The 16,729-nt window shown below is 52.5% G+C and carries 19 protein-coding genes; 13 read left to right on the top strand and 6 right to left on the bottom strand.

Annotated features, from left to right (window positions below; translation table 11 throughout):
- Positions 1-5: 5 nt before the first annotated feature.
- From HPY65_00690 to HPY65_00710, 5 genes are all read right to left on the bottom strand, one after another.
- Positions 6-1,100 (bottom strand): tyrosine-type recombinase/integrase, encoded by a 1,095-nt coding sequence (locus HPY65_00690; GenBank protein NPU82974.1) that lies wholly within the window; start codon positions 1,098-1,100, stop codon positions 6-8.
- Positions 1,101-1,379: 279 nt separating this feature from the next.
- Complete coding sequence (locus HPY65_00695) at positions 1,380-1,517, bottom strand: helix-turn-helix domain-containing protein (protein ID NPU82975.1); 138 nt, start codon at positions 1,515-1,517, stop codon at positions 1,380-1,382.
- Positions 1,518-2,817: 1,300 nt separating this feature from the next.
- The gene (locus HPY65_00700; GenBank protein NPU82976.1) at positions 2,818-2,985 is read right to left on the bottom strand and encodes a hypothetical protein; all 168 of its coding nucleotides are present in this window, start codon (positions 2,983-2,985) and stop codon (positions 2,818-2,820) included.
- 416 nt (positions 2,986-3,401) lie between these two features.
- Positions 3,402-3,890 carry a hypothetical protein gene (locus HPY65_00705; GenBank protein NPU82977.1) on the bottom strand — a complete coding sequence of 163 codons (489 nt, stop codon included), beginning with the start codon at positions 3,888-3,890 and terminating at the stop codon, positions 3,402-3,404.
- Positions 3,874-4,140 carry a hypothetical protein gene (locus tag HPY65_00710; GenBank protein NPU82978.1) on the bottom strand — a complete coding sequence of 89 codons (267 nt, stop codon included), beginning with the start codon at positions 4,138-4,140 and terminating at the stop codon, positions 3,874-3,876. Before HPY65_00710 ends, HPY65_00705 begins: the two co-directional genes overlap by 17 nt.
- Before the next feature lie 1,137 nt (positions 4,141-5,277).
- Between HPY65_00710 and HPY65_00715 the strand changes: the two genes are divergently transcribed.
- From HPY65_00715 to HPY65_00735, 5 genes are all read left to right on the top strand, one after another.
- Entirely contained in the window at positions 5,278-5,907 is a 630-nt protein-coding gene (locus HPY65_00715) for a hypothetical protein (protein NPU82979.1), read from the top strand.
- Between the two features lie 69 nt (positions 5,908-5,976).
- The gene (locus HPY65_00720) at positions 5,977-6,438 is read left to right on the top strand and encodes a hypothetical protein (protein ID NPU82980.1); all 462 of its coding nucleotides are present in this window, start codon (positions 5,977-5,979) and stop codon (positions 6,436-6,438) included.
- 545 nt (positions 6,439-6,983) lie between these two features.
- On the top strand, positions 6,984-8,201 hold the full coding sequence (locus HPY65_00725; GenBank protein ID NPU82981.1) for an integrase arm-type DNA-binding domain-containing protein: 1,218 nt from the start codon (positions 6,984-6,986) through the stop codon (positions 8,199-8,201).
- 18 nt (positions 8,202-8,219) lie between these two features.
- Entirely contained in the window at positions 8,220-8,981 is a 762-nt protein-coding gene (locus HPY65_00730) for a hypothetical protein (protein ID NPU82982.1), read from the top strand.
- A 74-nt stretch (positions 8,982-9,055) separates the two neighbouring features.
- Positions 9,056-9,289 (top strand): AlpA family phage regulatory protein, encoded by a 234-nt coding sequence (locus HPY65_00735; protein NPU82983.1) that lies wholly within the window; start codon positions 9,056-9,058, stop codon positions 9,287-9,289.
- A gap of 73 nt (positions 9,290-9,362) precedes the next feature.
- Here HPY65_00735 and HPY65_00740 read toward each other — a convergent pair whose 3' ends face one another.
- Positions 9,363-9,599: a hypothetical protein gene (locus HPY65_00740; protein ID NPU82984.1), complete on the bottom strand. Its 237-nt coding sequence runs from the start codon at positions 9,597-9,599 to the stop codon at positions 9,363-9,365.
- On the opposite strand from HPY65_00740, the gene HPY65_00745 reads away from it, so the two are divergent.
- The 8 genes from HPY65_00745 to HPY65_00780 all read left to right on the top strand — a co-directional run bounded on the left by HPY65_00745 (position 9,525) and on the right by HPY65_00780 (position 16,716).
- The gene (locus HPY65_00745) at positions 9,525-10,256 is read left to right on the top strand and encodes a hypothetical protein (protein NPU82985.1); all 732 of its coding nucleotides are present in this window, start codon (positions 9,525-9,527) and stop codon (positions 10,254-10,256) included. The genes HPY65_00740 and HPY65_00745 overlap by 75 nt on opposite strands.
- Entirely contained in the window at positions 10,253-10,801 is a 549-nt protein-coding gene (locus HPY65_00750; GenBank protein ID NPU82986.1) for a hypothetical protein, read from the top strand. Before HPY65_00745 ends, HPY65_00750 begins: the two co-directional genes overlap by 4 nt.
- 106 nt (positions 10,802-10,907) lie before the next feature.
- Entirely contained in the window at positions 10,908-11,693 is a 786-nt protein-coding gene (locus HPY65_00755; GenBank protein NPU82987.1) for a hypothetical protein, read from the top strand.
- 55 nt (positions 11,694-11,748) lie between these two features.
- On the top strand, positions 11,749-12,255 hold the full coding sequence (locus tag HPY65_00760) for a hypothetical protein (GenBank protein NPU82988.1): 507 nt from the start codon (positions 11,749-11,751) through the stop codon (positions 12,253-12,255).
- Positions 12,252-13,022, top strand: coding sequence for a hypothetical protein (locus HPY65_00765; protein ID NPU82989.1), 771 nt, complete (start codon positions 12,252-12,254; stop codon positions 13,020-13,022). Before HPY65_00760 ends, HPY65_00765 begins: the two co-directional genes overlap by 4 nt.
- Before the next feature lie 97 nt (positions 13,023-13,119).
- Positions 13,120-13,524 carry a hypothetical protein gene (locus HPY65_00770; protein NPU82990.1) on the top strand — a complete coding sequence of 135 codons (405 nt, stop codon included), beginning with the start codon at positions 13,120-13,122 and terminating at the stop codon, positions 13,522-13,524.
- A 142-nt stretch (positions 13,525-13,666) separates the two neighbouring features.
- Complete coding sequence (locus tag HPY65_00775) at positions 13,667-14,026, top strand: hypothetical protein (protein NPU82991.1); 360 nt, start codon at positions 13,667-13,669, stop codon at positions 14,024-14,026.
- 23 nt (positions 14,027-14,049) lie between these two features.
- Positions 14,050-16,716: a phage tail tape measure protein gene (locus HPY65_00780; protein ID NPU82992.1), complete on the top strand. Its 2,667-nt coding sequence runs from the start codon at positions 14,050-14,052 to the stop codon at positions 16,714-16,716.
- The last annotated feature ends 13 nt before the right edge of the window (positions 16,717-16,729 follow it).

The following is a 16,729-nucleotide window of genomic DNA, read 5'->3' on the forward strand; positions in this document are numbered from 1 at the left end:
AAGGGTTAAGCATTGACGGCTTGACCCTTTTTGTTTTCGATTTTGGTGACTGTGCCCGAAATTGTGCCCGTCTGTGCCTGAAGGTAGGTTTCCAGCTTGTGGGCCGCAAGCTGTAAGTCGGTATCCGAAACCACGTTGTAACGCTCGAACACGCTCCGGGTCTTGTGCCCGGAAATCATCATGGCGACACGCTCCGGGATTCCACCCCGCACCATGTTGCGAACCGCCGTCCTTCTGAAGTCGTGAAATAGACGCTTGCCGATCTTCGCTTCATCGCAGGCTTTCGCCCAGGCTCCCCGGAAGTCCTTGACTCTGTCTGTTCCAGACTCATTGGGGAACACACAAGGCAAAACCTTCTGTAAACCCTTTCGGGATTCCCACTGCTTCTGGAACACGGCTTTCAATTCATCGTCAAGGCATACCGTCCGCGCTTCGTCGTTTTTAGTTTCTCCCGTCTCAAGTCTCACGATCCCTTGTGCAAGGTCCACGTTTGACCATTGAAGGTTTTCAATCTCTGAAACCCTCCATCCTGTCTTGTACGCAAAGGTCACAAGCCCTTTCAGGTAATCCGGCAGGGCATCCCGCAAGGTCAGAAAGTCGCCATGCTCAAAGAATCCTTTGCGGACGTTGTTTTCCTTCAACATGGGAATGAAGGGGAGGCGGTCCACCTTGGGCGGGGTTTGTTTTGCCCCAAGGTTCAGAATCCGCTTCAAAGCTGCAAGCTCACGATTCACGGTTGCGTTTTCCGCTCCCGCTTCAAGTCTCCCGTCAATGTATTTCCGTATGCGGGGTGTTGTGATTTCAGGAACTCGCATCCCTTCAAATGCAGTCTTTAGGTGCTTAACGCTACGTTCAGCACGGACTAAAGACTTCCTGCCGTTGATCTTGTAATCCGTTATGAAGTCCTCCGCCAATTCGTTAAAGCGGACCTTCTCAAAAACAATGCCGGGGAGCTTGCCGTCCACAATCTCTCCTTCACGCTTTCTTAACAACTTCTTTGCCTTTGTTTCGCTTACGGTCTTTGCGGACTCCCGATAGGGCTTCCCGTTCCGGTAATACTTGATCCACCAGACCTCGCCGCGCTTGTAAAGGCTTCCCATTGCTCTTGACCTCCTTTCTCGTTTTCGTTTTCTTTTTCGTTCCCTCCTTGCCGGTTACGCCTTCACCTCCTTCCAATTCCAGACACCGAAGGGCAAGATGCAGGAACGGCGGAATCTCCCTGACTCCCCGCTCCCACTTGCTTATGGTCATGACATGGACTTCCAAAGCCGCTGCTAACCGTGCTTGGGCGTATCCATGAACCTCGCGCCATTTCTGCAATTGATCCGCTTTCATGATTCATCCATAAGCCATTGGCTTATATTTGTCAAGGGAATTCTTCACGGGTAAGTGGTTTTCTGCATTTCAATCCATCGGTCCATATCGTGAACGTCCAGTAGGATTCGCCTTCCATCGCGGACAACCGGCAACTTTCCCGCCCATACCATTTCCCGGACGGCCCATATGGAACGGCCCAAGTAAACAGCGGCTTCCGGCAGGGCGTAAAGCCGTTTCAAGATTGTGCCCGTTGGATTCGTAATCCTTCGCGTCGTTGCAACCTCCCGAATCTACATGGTCAATTTTTCGACTGTGCCCGGATTGTGCCTACAAAAGCTCCCCTTGGATGATCGTCGGAACAGTCTTTCCCTTCATCAAGCAAACGGAGGATTCGAGGAAATTTTCCTGTTGGGACGGACCTTCCTTCATCCCCGGAATGGACTGTTGATAATGGCCGTCCGATTCCTTGACTGTCCCCCCTCGTTTAAGCCGGATCGCTTCCATCTCTGCCGCGCTTCTTCCGGCCCTGATGAAATTCGGGTTTTTCCCCAAGCGGAAGGGGTAGAGACCGCAGGACGGCTTGATGCAATCCCGGACAAAATCCGCCCGTCCACCTTGGCAGGAAAGGCAGAATTGACGGATCAATCGAACGGAAGGACGGCCCTTTCCAAACCTGTAGGGATTGAATTCACAGGACATGAATCCCTTTTCCCTTGCCGACTCTTCGCCGTCGCATCCGGCAACCGCTGAAGCCTGTCCTCCACAGCAATGAACACAGTAACGCCTGATTGCTTCTCCTGGGGTCAAATCATCCTCTCCTTTCTGTGCTGGTTTGTGTCCCGGCGGGGGTAATCCCTTCGCCTTCTTATGTCCCCCCTTATGTCCCCCCTTATGCCCCCCCTTTGCACCCCTTTTGCCCCCCTTGGGTCCCGTCGGGATGTTGTCTTGTTTCCCTTTGTCAAACTCCGACTCGATCAAAACATCAACCACCCCCGGTGGGGGGGACCGCCCCCTTATCGGTTCTTGATAATTTGCCCCTGTGTACCCGCCACGCAAAAAGGGGCATAAATTCACAAGTAATAAAGCGGACAGGCAGAACCAAAAAATCACATCATTTCGTCAATGACGCATTGACGGAACGGTCTTAATATCCTCAATGAAAACAAATTGATTCATCATCCGTATTTATTGGCATTTCGTAAAAAAAGTGGTGCCAATGTCACCAGTGAAAAGACAAAAAAGAGAAAGAACGCTTGACCAAGAAAGCATAAAAAAGGGTCTCATTAGATTTCCGTACCGCCTGGGCTTTGGACTCAGGCTGTCTTTCCTGGATCATGCGCGCGTGCGCGCGTATCGGTGCATATAAATCGCGCGTGCATAGCTACCGCCAATCCTTTCAAATCCTGTATGTTTCAAACGGTTACTGAATGTTCTGGCTATTGCCATTGCTGCAATACACGCACGTACTGTTTGGGCGGATCATTAACAATCCTGTAATAATCAGCCTTCCCCACGGTCCTTCCGTTTCAGGGTGACAGTCACAGGGATAGGTGCATCCTTCGGGATATAGATCATCCCGACGATCCCGCCTTCAGCTTCCATGGCATAGCGATGGAACCGCTTGCTGTCATGCTCGTAACGAAATGTGCCCTTTGCTTCTGCCGTCATGCTTTTCCTCCAATGGGTGTTGGTTTACTCGGTAAAGGTGCATCACCTGAACATTGGGTTTCCTTCCAGTAGGAGCGGAGTTCATCCGGTGTGATGCAACAGGCGCAAATGCTGTCAAAACGAAACGGGTAAGCGGCTTCCAGTTCGGGCGGTCTCCTCCATCGCAGCATGATTCGTCCGCATCGCTTACAAGGTACACGCTCTGCATAACAAGCCTTCTTCAGGGAACCACCCCATGAAGGCAAGCCAACTTTTGTAACAGCCGTTCCCATTTGTTTCATTTCCCAGTCCATTTTGTGCACTCTTCACTCTTCATTTTGTGCACTGGTGGCATCATGCAATGGCACCAACAGTTCAGATTTTGGACACTGAAAACCGGAATATTCCTTCCTACAGTGCACTTTCTGGACTCTTTACTAATATTTACCATCCCTAGTCCCCCCTGAAACCTCTTTCTCCGTTAGTCTCTCCTTCGCTTTATTGATGAAAATCTCCGCATAATCGGGTTCGGCTCGCTCAATTACTCCTTTCCCAATCCCGCCCTCGTACCGTTCCCAATCTTTGGACAAGCGGAAGCGGTTGCTGACCTTGGCATTTCCTTCGCGTAGCCCCCCTTTCATGGTCCGCACAGCGAAGCCCTTTGCTTCAAGATCCACATAGGATTTGCGGAACGTTGACTTTGCAAATCCGCATTTTTCGGCCTCTTGAAAGGTGAAGGTAAACTGGGTTGCGTATAAGGCAGGGTCATCCAAGCGGCATTTCACCTTGCCCAGGAAGTAGGGGAGAAGTTTTGCCGCTGACGGGATCAACCGCTTGTAAGCAGATGAATTGAGAATATCCCATCGAAACGGGACATAGGGTGGAGGCTTGGGTTTGCTGTGACTCTTTTTAGAGGGTCTTCCCATAGCCCGCTCCCGCACGCTTCAGCGTGAAGATCGTCCCTCTAACGGCTTTCAGTTCCCGTATGAAAGACCAGATTGGAACGGGAATATCCGTGTAGAGGGCAGCAATCGCCGGGGAGATGTCCCGTGAGAAACGCCAAGCTATGCGGCCGTCCTCACTGCGGACAAAGGGCTGTGGTGGAATTTTCAGATGAAGAGATGCAAATGCGGCAATTTCGGACGAATCTGTAACGCGGATTTCTTCCTTCCTCATGCAATCGTCTCCTTGTAATCGGGTTAGTCGTCAAACACCGAAAAGAAAACTTGACGCCCGGCTCCGACTGGTGCATGAAGAAGTCGTGACGCCGTTTCGGTGTCCATCGGGGCGATGAAAACCATGCTTGCCGGCCGGATTCATCGCCCCATTTTTTGTCATTGTACCTTAAAACATTCCTCCTCATGGTTCAAATCATCGACGCTATATCTTGTGGTGCGCGGGAACGGTACCACATAATAAGGTTTTTTCAAAAGAGTTTTTTTTATATAACTATCTGATTCATATGGATAATTTATAGACAAAAATTTTTCGCCGGTCTCCCAAGAATGGAAGCGGTATGAATAACCTTTATTCCATTCCCCCCTGTAAAATTTATTGTAGCCGTGTGATCAGCCACAAACAACAGAATTATCAAGAAAAAACCCAACTCCCGTCCGAATGCTTTGAAACGCATCCTAAACGTGCAAACGCGTGAGTCCATGTTCCATGAAGGAACACTACTCCACAATATCAATAACTGACGATTGGGTTTGTTAGGACGACTAACCAGCAGTCTTAGTAAGGGCGAGTGCCTGAATGAAAATGACAAGATCACATACAATATTCGCTTGGAGAAGTCAAGCGAAATCTCGTTCCGTAAATGCGTGTGCGTTGCCACTATCCCCTTATTTTAATTTGATATACGGCCATAGACGTTGCGAAATGTTCACTTTTTTGAATCGGACTGTTCGCAACCGTCAGGATATATCCGAAAGGAGGCAGCCCTTTTCGCCGTCATATTGGGCTTTAGCGTTGTTTACATTCCCGTTCCGTGTGTTGAAACGCCGGAGTCCCATCGACGGCTATTACCTCCCCTCACTTCCGGTACCACCCCCACCCCGCCCCCTCAACCAATATTTTGGAAACGTAAGCGAAGCAAACAACCGATCTATTTCTGCCTTGACATTTCTGACAGCCTGTGAATATCAAAATTCACATTTCCTTGGTTATCAGATCCATTTCCAGAATCACCATAAATAAGTATCACTTGCGTAAAGGCTGCATCTTTGGGCTTACACTGCATGGTCTTGAATTAATGGGGGCTGTTACCTTTGCCTGCTTAATATCGAACAACAGGGAAGGGAGGGGGTTAAAATGATTACAAAATTATTACAGGCTATGAGTATACCAATAATAATACTGAATATGGTTGGGGGATTCATCGGTGGCATCTGGTTAGCCTTTTTAGGCGAATGGAAATTGATTGGAATTGGATTATTACTTCTCTTCACATCTCATTGGATAATTTCAATTTTATTGATGCCGACTATTCCAATTGGTTTATTATCATTTCACTTTTTAAAAAAGAAAAATATTTTAGGACATTTTTTTGGTTTCTTGTCAATCCTTTACACGAACTTCTTAATTATTGGTAGTTGTTATGTGGCTTTCCTTATATGCACAAGTTTTTATACAGAAGCAACCATAAATTACAAACTAATTCCTTACATGTTGTGGTCTTGGGGAATGGCTCTCGGTCCCTGGCAGTACTTATCTTCAAAGGAAACACACAATGAAATTTCAACTATTACACTGTTTAGTGCGTCAGTCTTCTATTTCTTTATTCTTGTAACCATACTGATTATCCCGGCGATTGCTTTTATTCCTATTCTACTATTCTGTTTAATTCATTTCATAGTTATTCCGATTGTTAGCTTATATATAGCACACAAGACTATGCCAGATTATGTAGATGAATTTTGTGAAACGACACAAAACACATAGCTATTTTTAAAATACTCTTTTATAAATAAAGTTAGATTACACGTTTTCCCTTTCTTAAAGGAGAAGATTATGACCACCAAATTAGTTACCATAATTTCTGTCTTTTTATTATTTCTTATGGGCTATTCTGCTCAAGCTTTTGAAGTTAAAGGAATTGCTGGAACGACAACTTTTTGTCAAAGGGGAAAATGTGTTACAACAATTGATAATAGTGAAGTGATATATGAAGTGAATCTCGACGTACAAAAGGTGACAAGGAAAGCAGTATTGAACAAAAGCATTCCAAACAACACTATAGGTGGATTACAAAGCGATAACACAGAATATGCGGTATTTTATGATAATAAAGACTTGGAGACTCGTAAACTGTTTAATGAACAAAGAATTATTAAAGCCATTGGGAAAACAGCTCTACTGGATGGATTTGAAACAATAGTTATTGGAGATGATTTTATACATACTTCTAGATCATCAAGCGATTATTTTGTTATATATTATTATAAAAGGGTAGGGACTATCCCTATTCGCTGACCACCCCCGTGGAATGCATTCACTTTGTTGCTTTAATCACTTAATTGCCTGTTTGATTTCTTAATTGTCATTGGTTGTGAATATGCCAACACTCTATCGTGCATCAATATCAGGTCTCCGTGGAACGGGAAGGGGTGAGTACTTGTCCCCTCTCCCGACTGTGCCCAAAAATGTGCCCGTGAAAAACAAAAAGGCTCCAACCGTGGCCAACTCCTGCCAACATGGTTGGAGCCTCTTTCTTTTGTGATAACAGTTAATTACCCATAATTTCGGATGCCTGCAAAGTCACCAATGGTGCATGGATTGGGCTTAAAATCCCTCGGTCCTCGCGGCTGTGCGGGTTCGATTCCCGCCCCGGGCACCATCTGACAATCCAAGACAGTCCAATGCAGACCAAAACCCGTTAGAAATAGCGGGATTTTCTTGATTTCCTGTCCGAACCTGTGCTATGTAATCTTATGCAATCGGGGGTACATGGGGGTATATTTCGGCCATTTATACCCCCACGGAAAAACAGTTACCCCCAGAAACGGAGGAAATCCTTTATGGCATTGAGTGACGTAAAGATCCGATCCTCTAAGCCGTCAATGAAACAGAAGAAATTGTTTGATGGTGACGGTCTCTTCCTCCTGGTCACACCCCAAGGCGGAAAATACTGGCGATTCAAGTACCGGTTCGAAGGCAAGGAAAAGCTTCTCTCTCTCGGCACCTATCCTGAAATCAGCCTTGTTGATGCCCGGCAGAGGCGGGACGATGCCCGCCGACAGATAGCCCACGGCATTGATCCCGGGGCCGTCCGGAAGGCTCAAAAGAGGGCAGAGACGCAAGAGACGGAGACATTCGAGGTCATAGCCCTTGAATGGCACGGGAAGTTTTCTCCATCATGGCGACCGATACACGCCAATACCATCATGAGCCGCCTCAATCGCGACCTGTTCCCCTGGATCGGTAAACGCCCTATCAATGAAATCAAGGCACCGGAACTACTGGCGGTACTTCGCCGTGTCGAGGCAAGGGGGGCGCTTGATTCCGCCCACAAGTGCAGAATTATTGCCGGGCAGGTGTTCCGTTACGCTGTGGTTACTGGAAGGGCGGAACGCGACCCATCAGCCGATCTTAAAGGGGCATTAGCGCAGCGGGGGGATAAGCACCTTGCGGCTATCACCGACCCCAAGGAAGTAGCGCCCCTCATGAGGACCATAGACGGCTATGAAGGGCATTACGTTGTCAGGGCCGCCCTTCGCCTTGCCCCGCTCTTCTTCGTCCGTCCTGGCGAATTGAGGCACGCTGAGTGGATAGAGATGGACCTTGAAGAAGCAACATGGAACATCCCGCCCGGGAAGATGAAGATGAAAAACGCGCACGTTGTTCCCTTGTGCCATCAGGCCGTGGAGATACTGACAGAGCTGAAAGAACTGACCGGGGCGAGCAAGTACGTGTTCCCCTCCGGGCGGTCTTTTGCCCGGCCCATGAGCAACAACGCCCTACTGGCAGCCCTGCGGCGCATGGGATACGACAAGGAAACCATGACACCTCATGGATTCCGGGCCATGGCGCGAACGATCCTTGACGAAGTGCTGCAGGTGAGGCCGGATTTCATCGAACACCAGCTAGGCCATGCCGTCAGAGACCCGAATGGGCGGGCCTACAACCGGACGGCGCACCTTGCCGAGCGCCGGAAGATGATGCAGCTATGGGCGGATTACCTGGACGGGCTAAGGTCCGGTGCCGTCGTCGTGCCGTTCCGGGTGACGGGCCGTTAAAGCCGGGGGGAGGCGGGTATGCCAAGGCGGGTTAAAACCAGGAAGACGGCGGGCGGTTTCAGCATCCCGGATTACAGAAACATTCCGACCGGTATTGCTGAGGGGCGCTATGGGACTTTGACCGAGGATAATGTGAGAGATTTTCTGTTAAGCCTCAAGGGGGTCGCGGACGATGACGATATACTCCGCTTGGTGGCGGGGATCTCCTTCTACTTAGGCGAATACATCTCAATAGATGCCAGGACCCTCGCGACATGTAGAGCAACCAACCGGGAAGACTTGGCCGCGATGATTCGAGATAGCAAACAGCTCCTGGAGCGACTCAGAGAAATCGAGGACCGGCCTTTCTACGTCCCCGAGACACTCACGGGGGTCGTGTTCCTCAACGATGCGCCTGCGGATAGCGAAGACCACGAAACGGCATACCGCTTCAATCAGGCATTCGGAAGAAGGGCGGCCGACCTTGCCGGGCCGCTGGCGGCGTTCCTCAACGAGGCGGAGCTTCTCTCGGAGGCAATCACAGCGGGGAGGCGCGGCAGAAAAAGCGCCGATGCGGTTGGACTCATCAAGATCATCGCGATGTTCTACTCCCGCTACATCGGCAAGCCCATGAGCGAGCCTACAGGGGGATTCCGCGTTGCCGTGAAGTGGACGCTTGAGCATTTGGGCCTGCCATGTGAAGATCCATCCCGGGGCATCCGTGAGGCCCTGAAAAACTTCAAGCCATCACCCCTTGACAAGGGCTATACCGCCTCCTCTGACAAAAAGCCTTCAAATTAATTTCTTTTCGTCTCTTTAAATCGCGTCCAATCCTGCCCTATCCTGCCCCCACAGAACAAATCGAGGGGGAAGACATGACTACGCACAAAACAACCCAAGGCAAGTCGAACGAATTTGCAACCCCAAAACTCCTGCGGCTCCGGCAGGTTTTACAGATTATCCCGGTGAGCCGGTCGACCTGGTGGTCGGGGGTCCGCGATGGTCGCTTTCCGAGGCCCATCAAGCTCTCTATCGGGTGCACGTGCTGGCGTGAATCGGACGTGCTCCGCCTCGTGGAGGGCGAGAACAGCACCAGGCAGACTGATTGAGGGCCGGGCCATGAACGGCTACCCGTCAATCACAGTCGTCTTCAACCCCCTATCCTGGCGGATTGTGAAAATCCTACCCAACGCCGACAACGACGTGGTGGCGGCCCGCCCCGGGAACAACCATGGATGAAATCAGGGGGGAAGGCTGATGCCACGGATCCGGACCGTAAAACCAGGATTTTTCCGCCATGAGGGGCTCCAGGACCTGGAGGAGCAGCACCCGAAACAACGGCCCATGCTCGTCTTCGCCGGGCTCTGGACTCAGTGTGACAAGGAAGGGCGCTTCGAATGGCGGCCCCGGCAGTTGCATCTCGATATTCTCCCGTTCCTGACTTTCGACTTCGAAAAGACCCTCAACGTTCTGCAGGACGCCGGATTTATCCGCCGATATGAGGCCGGCGGGAAGGCTTACGGGGTGATTCCCGGCTTTTCAGAGCACCAGCGGATCAACGGGAAGGAAGCCCAGGCGGATCCGCTCTACCCGGTCCCTCCTAAATTTCATCAAGAAATCTCAACAGATGAAACCGAGAAACAACAGGGAAGTGCCGGAGAAGCACCCGGGAAGCACCCAGGATCCCAAGGAAGTGGAAGAGGAAATGGAAATGGAAATGGAACGGAAGAAATAAATTGCGGGGCGAAGGATCGCCCGCCCTATGAAGAAATCACACATTTCCTGAATGAAAATTCCGGAAAGTCCTTCCGTTCAAGCAGCAAGACAACGCAGCGACTCATAAAAGCCCGCTGGGCGGAAGGCTTCAGGACAGACGATTTTCAAAAAGTTATCCGGAACAAGTGCTGCTCGTGGCGGGCGGATCCGAAGATGGTTGACTACCTGAGGCCGGAAACGCTTTTCGGGCAGAAGTTTGAAAGCTACCTGAATGAAATCAAACACCCGATGACCGGCCAGGCATCGGACCTGACGGTGAAGAACATGGCGGCCCTTGAAAATTGGAGCCCTCCGGAATGAAGAACGACAGGCTTTTCAAATCCTACATGCTGGCCATGGGCGAGGTTTTCAACAAGCAACTGACGCCGCTCCTTCATTCCCTCTACTGGAAGGCCCTGGAGCCCTTCAGTGACGAGGACTGCGAGCGGGCCTTCAAGGATTTGATTTTCACATCGAAGTTTTTCCCGAAGCCCGTTGAATTTGTGGAGTTGCTGCAGGGTAAGAAGGAAGACCAGGCAACCCGGGCCTGGATTAAGGTTGTCGAGGCCGTCCGGAGGATCGGGAGCTATTCGTCCGTGAGGTTTGACGATCCGGTGATTCATTCCGTCTTCAAGTTTTGGGGCGGCTGGGGTGTCACGGCAACTTGGAAAGACGCGGACTTGAAGTGGAAGGGCCTGGAATTCGAAAAGCTGTACCGGGTCATGTCTGCCGGCGGGAATCATCCGGAGTACCTGCCCGGGAGCCATGAGATTGAGAACGGAGCCCGCGGGTATGACGCAAAACTTGGAATTGTTGAGATTGGCGGTGGAGCAAGGCTCCTCATAGGAGCTTCAGAAGAGAAATAGCGTTGTACTGTTTGTTGTCCTCCGCGAAGGGGGTTCCGGTGAAGCCTGCCGGACCCCCGACGGAGGACGGACAAAAACAAATCAGCGAACCGAAAGGAGCATGATCATGCCGAAAATCAGCCAACTTCCGGCCGCGACTACAGCGGCGGATGCAGACATTACCCTCCTGGTGCAGGGCGGATCGACAAAGAAAGTCGCACTGTCCGTCCTGAAGGCCTATTTTAACGGCAGTAAGGAGTGGCCGATTCAGGTGGTGGAACAGGCGAGCGCATGCTCACAGTATGCCGCCGCGGATAATGGCTATATACCCGACAGCATGAACGGCATGAACCTTGTGGGGGCAGTAGCCGGAGCAAGTGATCCCGGAATCGGCGGGACGATGGAAGTTGCCATTTATCGCAACCGGGAAACCCGCCTTGGCGACAGCACAACCCAATTCGACATTACGAATCCGAGCGGCACCACGTTCCGCTACACCTATGATGGAACGGGCACAGACCCCGGCATTGCAGACAGCCTTGCCTCATTACAGATCGGAGACCAGGTAATTCCGCAAGCCCAGAACTTTGCCGCCGGGAACAATGGAAAGTATGTGCTGACGGGAGTGGGTGCCAACTACTTTGAAATCGATAACGCTGGGGGGGCCGTTGAATCCAACAAGACCCTCGGCACCGGCTATCTTGCCGTCAACCGCACGCGATCCATGCTGTCAACGAACCTAAACATTGACAGTTACCATACTACATCGGTGACAGCAGCAGTCCCTGCTGCGGTCGACATGGACTTTGACGATATCCGGGCAGGAGATAGGATCGTGTCTGTAATCATGGCGATCCACAGCGGGACTCCGGCAACAGGGTTGGGTGTGACACCGACGTTCCGGCTACCGTAGGATCATAGTATGACACCTTTTGTATAAGGGTAAAATAAAAGCGGAGGAAAGAAAGATGCAAAAAATCATTTTTGGCATTGAAAACATCGAGAATTTCATGGGCGCGGGGTGGTCCGTGGAGTCGAAAAGCGCGGTCTCTGGTCTCCTGCGCGTCATGAAGCAAAGCTTCGGGTTCCCCATGAAGCCGCGGAGAAACTCACAGGGGACGAAGGTTCCATCTCTGGATCTGAAAGAGTTTCGGTCCTGGGCGAAGGAGAACGGCCTCAATCCAGGGGAGCCCGAGAAGATCACGCTTCAGGATCTGGAGCGGGCGCACCTCAGGCGGCACATCGGGGCCATGCCGGATCGGGTCTTGCGGGGTTGGCGGGAGATATGCGCCTTCACCAGGTCGGACATCCCAAGTTTCTTGGAATGGCGAAATTTTGTGAGCTACCCCATCAGCAAAACAAAGGGAGCCGGCGGCGAGGTTGAGGCGGATAGCAAGGACCTGCTCCGGTTCCTGCTTGAACGAGGCGCACCGCTGCCCATGGCGGAGATTTTCAGGCGGAGGCCCGTTGCATGAAGGCGGATAGGGAATTACGGAAGACGGCAGACCATGAAGCCGCCCACGCCCTTGTCGGCTGGATCGCCGGGCAGCGGATCGAGAGCATCACCGTTGATCCCAGGCGTGCCGGGGATTCCCAAGGGGTCTGCTACCTGTCGGGCGGCCGGATAGGTGTTATCGGAGAACCGAAGAGCCTTACAGCGGACCAGGCGCACTTCCTCCTGGCTGGGAGGACCTCCGATGATCTTTTCCATCCCGGGGGGCGTCCCGGTCATGGGCAGGATTTCCGGAACCTGGAGGACCTGCTGCCCTTGAATGACGAGACCCTCAAGATGCACGCCTTTCCCCACGGGGAAAAGTCTATCGAGGACTTCTACCAGATGTTCCGGGGGCCGGTCGTAAAGCTGTTGAGATCCCGCCGGGGACGACGTGCACACCGGGCGCTGTCGGCGGCCCTGATGGAGGACCAGACCTTATCCGGCCAACATGCGGCCGAGATCCTCCAGGGGGCCTGGGGCGATCCCCTGCCCCCCCGTGCCCTACCCAGGGAAGATCATTGCGGGATCATCGACAAGAGACCGGCGAACCACGGGGAACTGTTCCGGACCATTCGAGGCCTGGCCGGCCTGGCGCTGGCCGACTGTGAGGCGATGCAGGGGCGGGGCACGATGAAGGAGATCCAGCAGAGACAGCGGGCAGAGCATCTCCTCCACTTGCTGCTGGTCGTTGTCGGCAAAACCGGCGCGGCGCCCCAGGGGGACGGGCGGGTCCTCCCCAAAAGTTGAAGGCGGTACGGTACGCAGAGGCTCGATATTCGTCTAGGTGAGGGTAATTTTTTGAAGGTTTACGGTAGCAGTCGGATTCCAGAAACGAGGGCATTTTATGAAAATCAAGGGGAAATCGGCACTTGCCGAGCATTTCAAGGTTAGCAGGACGACCATTGATGCATGGCTCCGGCGCGGGTGCCCCTACGAAGGCGGCGACAGGGAACCATATGTTTTCGAGACAAGCGACGTGGAGCGATGGCAGCGGGACCGGGACCGGGACCGGGGCGGTAAGAGCGTCAGGACAATCAGACAAATCGAACTTGCAGACGGTTTTTTATCCAGTGAGGCCGACCACAGGACTCCCGGACAAGCCATTGCCGAAACCTTCGCAGGGGCGATCCTGTCTATTGCTCGGCAAAAAGGAAAGGGGTGGGACTTCCGAACCGACCCGGAGGTGCAGGAGCTGCTGCAGCAACTCGCCGATACCATTGACGGGGTGGATCATGAACGGTACAGATAAAATGCAGGCCATTCCCGAGAAAAACGAAGAGTGTAAAGTGCAATGACGCGTCCATTAAGGGCCATATCGCACCCCAAGGGTAAAGAGTAGAGCCCGCCTGGGTTTTAACAGGTAAACAGTAAACAACCGAAAGGAGGACGGCGTGGATATTGAGAAGTTAAAGGAATTTTTGACGGAAAGAAGGGCCGAGATGTTGAAACAAGCCCGCAGCGCTCTGGAAGCAAACACGAACAGCCTTCAGTCCATTATGGACGGGGAGGTGTCAAGGCTGGTCGTAGAATTTGCAGACCTGTCGACACAAATGGCCGATATTTACGAGGAGGCACTGGCCAAGGTCGAGACTACGTTTTCAGAAAATGCAAGCGACAAAGAAAGAATGAACTACCTTGTTTTTGTTCAGGATATTAAGGCACGGGTGGAAGATATTCAAAATAGAATCATGGTTATTCGTGAAAAAATATTGCGGCATTCAATTCGCATAACCAAGACCGGAAATTGCTGAATAAATTGAAGGAGGTAATAACCATGGCGGACGTTCAAAAAACAATTGAGATCCTGTTCGGCGGAAAAGACAATGTGTCGCCAGTAGTAGCGGACATCGGGAAGTCTTTTTCCACCCTCGATGCCTCCGTCGGGAAGGTCACGGATCCCCTGGCCAAGGTCGCCGATTCGGTTTTGAAGATCGACGCCGCCTTGGTCGCTATGGCTGTCGGGGGAATGGCGCTCGCCATAAAGGAATCATCAACATTCAATAAGAGCTTCGCGCTGATCTCCACATCCATTACCGCAACGGGAGCAGACCTGGCGAAATACCGGGAAGACATTCTTACCTATTCGACAGGGTCCGTGAAGTCCCTGGAGGACATCAATTCCGCTCTCTACACGGCCGCCCAGGCTGGCGTGAAATGGACGGACTCCCTGGAATTCATCGGGAAGGCCGAGCAGCTGGCCGTGGCGAACAACGCGAACCTGAACACCACGGTCGATCTGTTGACGTCGACCATGAACGCCTATGGATTCACGCTGAAAGACGTGGGGCACCTGAACGACGTCTTTTTCCAGTCCACCCTGATCGGAAAGCAGACCATCGACAGCCTCGGGCAGAGCATGGGCCTGGTCGTGGCCATCGCCGCAAACTCGGGCGTCTCGTTCGAGCAACTTTCGGCGGCGATCGCCACCATGACCGCCAAAGGCATGGAGACCTCCGAAGCCATCACCGCCGTCAAGGGCGTCATCACCAGCATCATCAGTCCGTCGCAGGAAGTCGCTGAAAAAGCAAAGGCCCTGGGCCTGAATTTCTCCCTGACAAGCCTTTCCGCCAAGGGCTTCAGCAACATGCTCCACGAGATCATGATGCGGACCGGGGGAAGCAAGGAGAAGATCGTCGGCCTGTTCGAAGAAGTCCGGGCCATGAACGGGGTGCTGCAGCTCACCGGCGACAGCATGAAGTTCTTTGACGATGCCCTCAAGCAGATAGAAGGATCGTCCGGGGCGGCGGAGAAGGCATACCGGAAGATGGTCGAGACCTTCGAAAATCAAGCCCAGAAGGTAAAGAACACGCTCAAGGCGGTCTTGACCGTCATTGGGTCGCAACTGGAAGAGGATGCCGGAAAGATAGCCGGGGCCTTTGGAAACCTACTGAAGGGGATCAAAATCGGTGTCGAATCAGGCGCATTCGACCCGCTGTTCGAATATCTGGATGACGTCGCAGCCTCCATATCCACTTGGTTGAATGCCGTTGCGGCCGCCTTCCCCGACGCCCTGAAGAGGATCAACTACTCCGGCCTGATCGCAGCCCTGAAGGATCTCGGCAAGGCCCTTGGCGGCATGTTCGGGGACCTGGACCTTACGAAGGCGAACGACCTGGCCGGCGCCCTTCAGGTGATTGTTGACATCATAATCGGCTTCATCAGGGTTACAACGGGCATGGTGGATGCATTCAAGCCCTTTGCCAGTCAGATCGCGGCATTCTTCAAGGAGATGGCATCCGGGGACGATGCGACCCAGAGGGCCGCTGGGAACATCCTCTTGTTCAGCAAGGCGATCAAGGAAGCCGGCCTTGGGGTCGTCGCGGCGATCCTGGCCATTGACGAATTGCGCGTGTCCATGGCGGCGCTGTTCGATATCGTGGCCGGGTCCGTCCAACTGCTCTGGGGCACGTTCATGTCCCTCGTTACCGGAGTTGAATCGGCTGTCCTGGCCGCCATGGCTTCCATCGCCACCATGTTTGATCGCCTGACGTTTGGGCTCATTCCGGGTCTCAAGTCAGGAATTGACGACATCAACCGCCGCCTCGAAGTGGTTCTGTCCGACTTCGCAAAGAATTCCGGAAACATGAGCGCCGGGGTGGCACGTCTTGCTTCCGGCATTGCAAAGCTGGGCGAAGAATCCTCCTCCACGTCCAGCAAAATCAAGGCCCTTGGTGCCGAACTCGGAAAGGTGCCCACAAGGGTGACGACGACCTATGAAATGCAGGTCGCCAAAAACAACGAAGACAAGATGAAGGAACTAAGGGCCATGATCGCGGCCCTCCCCACCGAAAAGCAGGTGACGATCAAAACGCTGGCCGACGGAGCAGCCATCGAAAAAGCCCACGGCATGCTGATTGAGAAGTTCCCCGACGGAAGCGCCCGGATCGTCAACATCAAGACGGTTGCCGACCAGGACAGTCTCGACAAGGCGAAAAAGGCCATCGATGACGCGGCAAAAACCAAAGAGGTTGAACTCAAGGCAAAGCTGGACGAAGCGAAGCTCAAAGAACAGTCGGCGATCATCCAGAGTGCAATCGAGTGGAAGGCCAAGGTCGATATTTCCCAGATCGAGGCGGCAACAACGACCATAAAGACTATGTTTGCCTCCATCGATAATACAATCACAAACTCGGGGACGCTTACCGGGACTATGATCTCGGCCTATGCAAGCGCCAGCAGCGGATCATCCCTCATTTATGAGCAGATCCAGAAGGAGTCTCAACGAAGAGACGAAGCGCTGAAAACACAGAAAAGCCTGATCGATGCGCAGGTTGACTTGCTCAAGGAGCAGGCGCGGATGATGAAAAAGGGCGAGTATGTGCCGATCAAAATATCCGCCGATGGAGTGGAGCCGCACATCACGGCATTCATGTTCGAGATCCTGAAGAAGATCCAGGTCCAGGCCAACATGGAGGGCCAGAAATTCTTGCTGGGGCTGTAATATGATCGGACCC

The sequence above is a fragment of the Syntrophaceae bacterium genome, from assembly GCA_013177825.1.
GTDB lineage: Bacteria > Desulfobacterota > Syntrophia > Syntrophales > PHBD01 > PHBD01.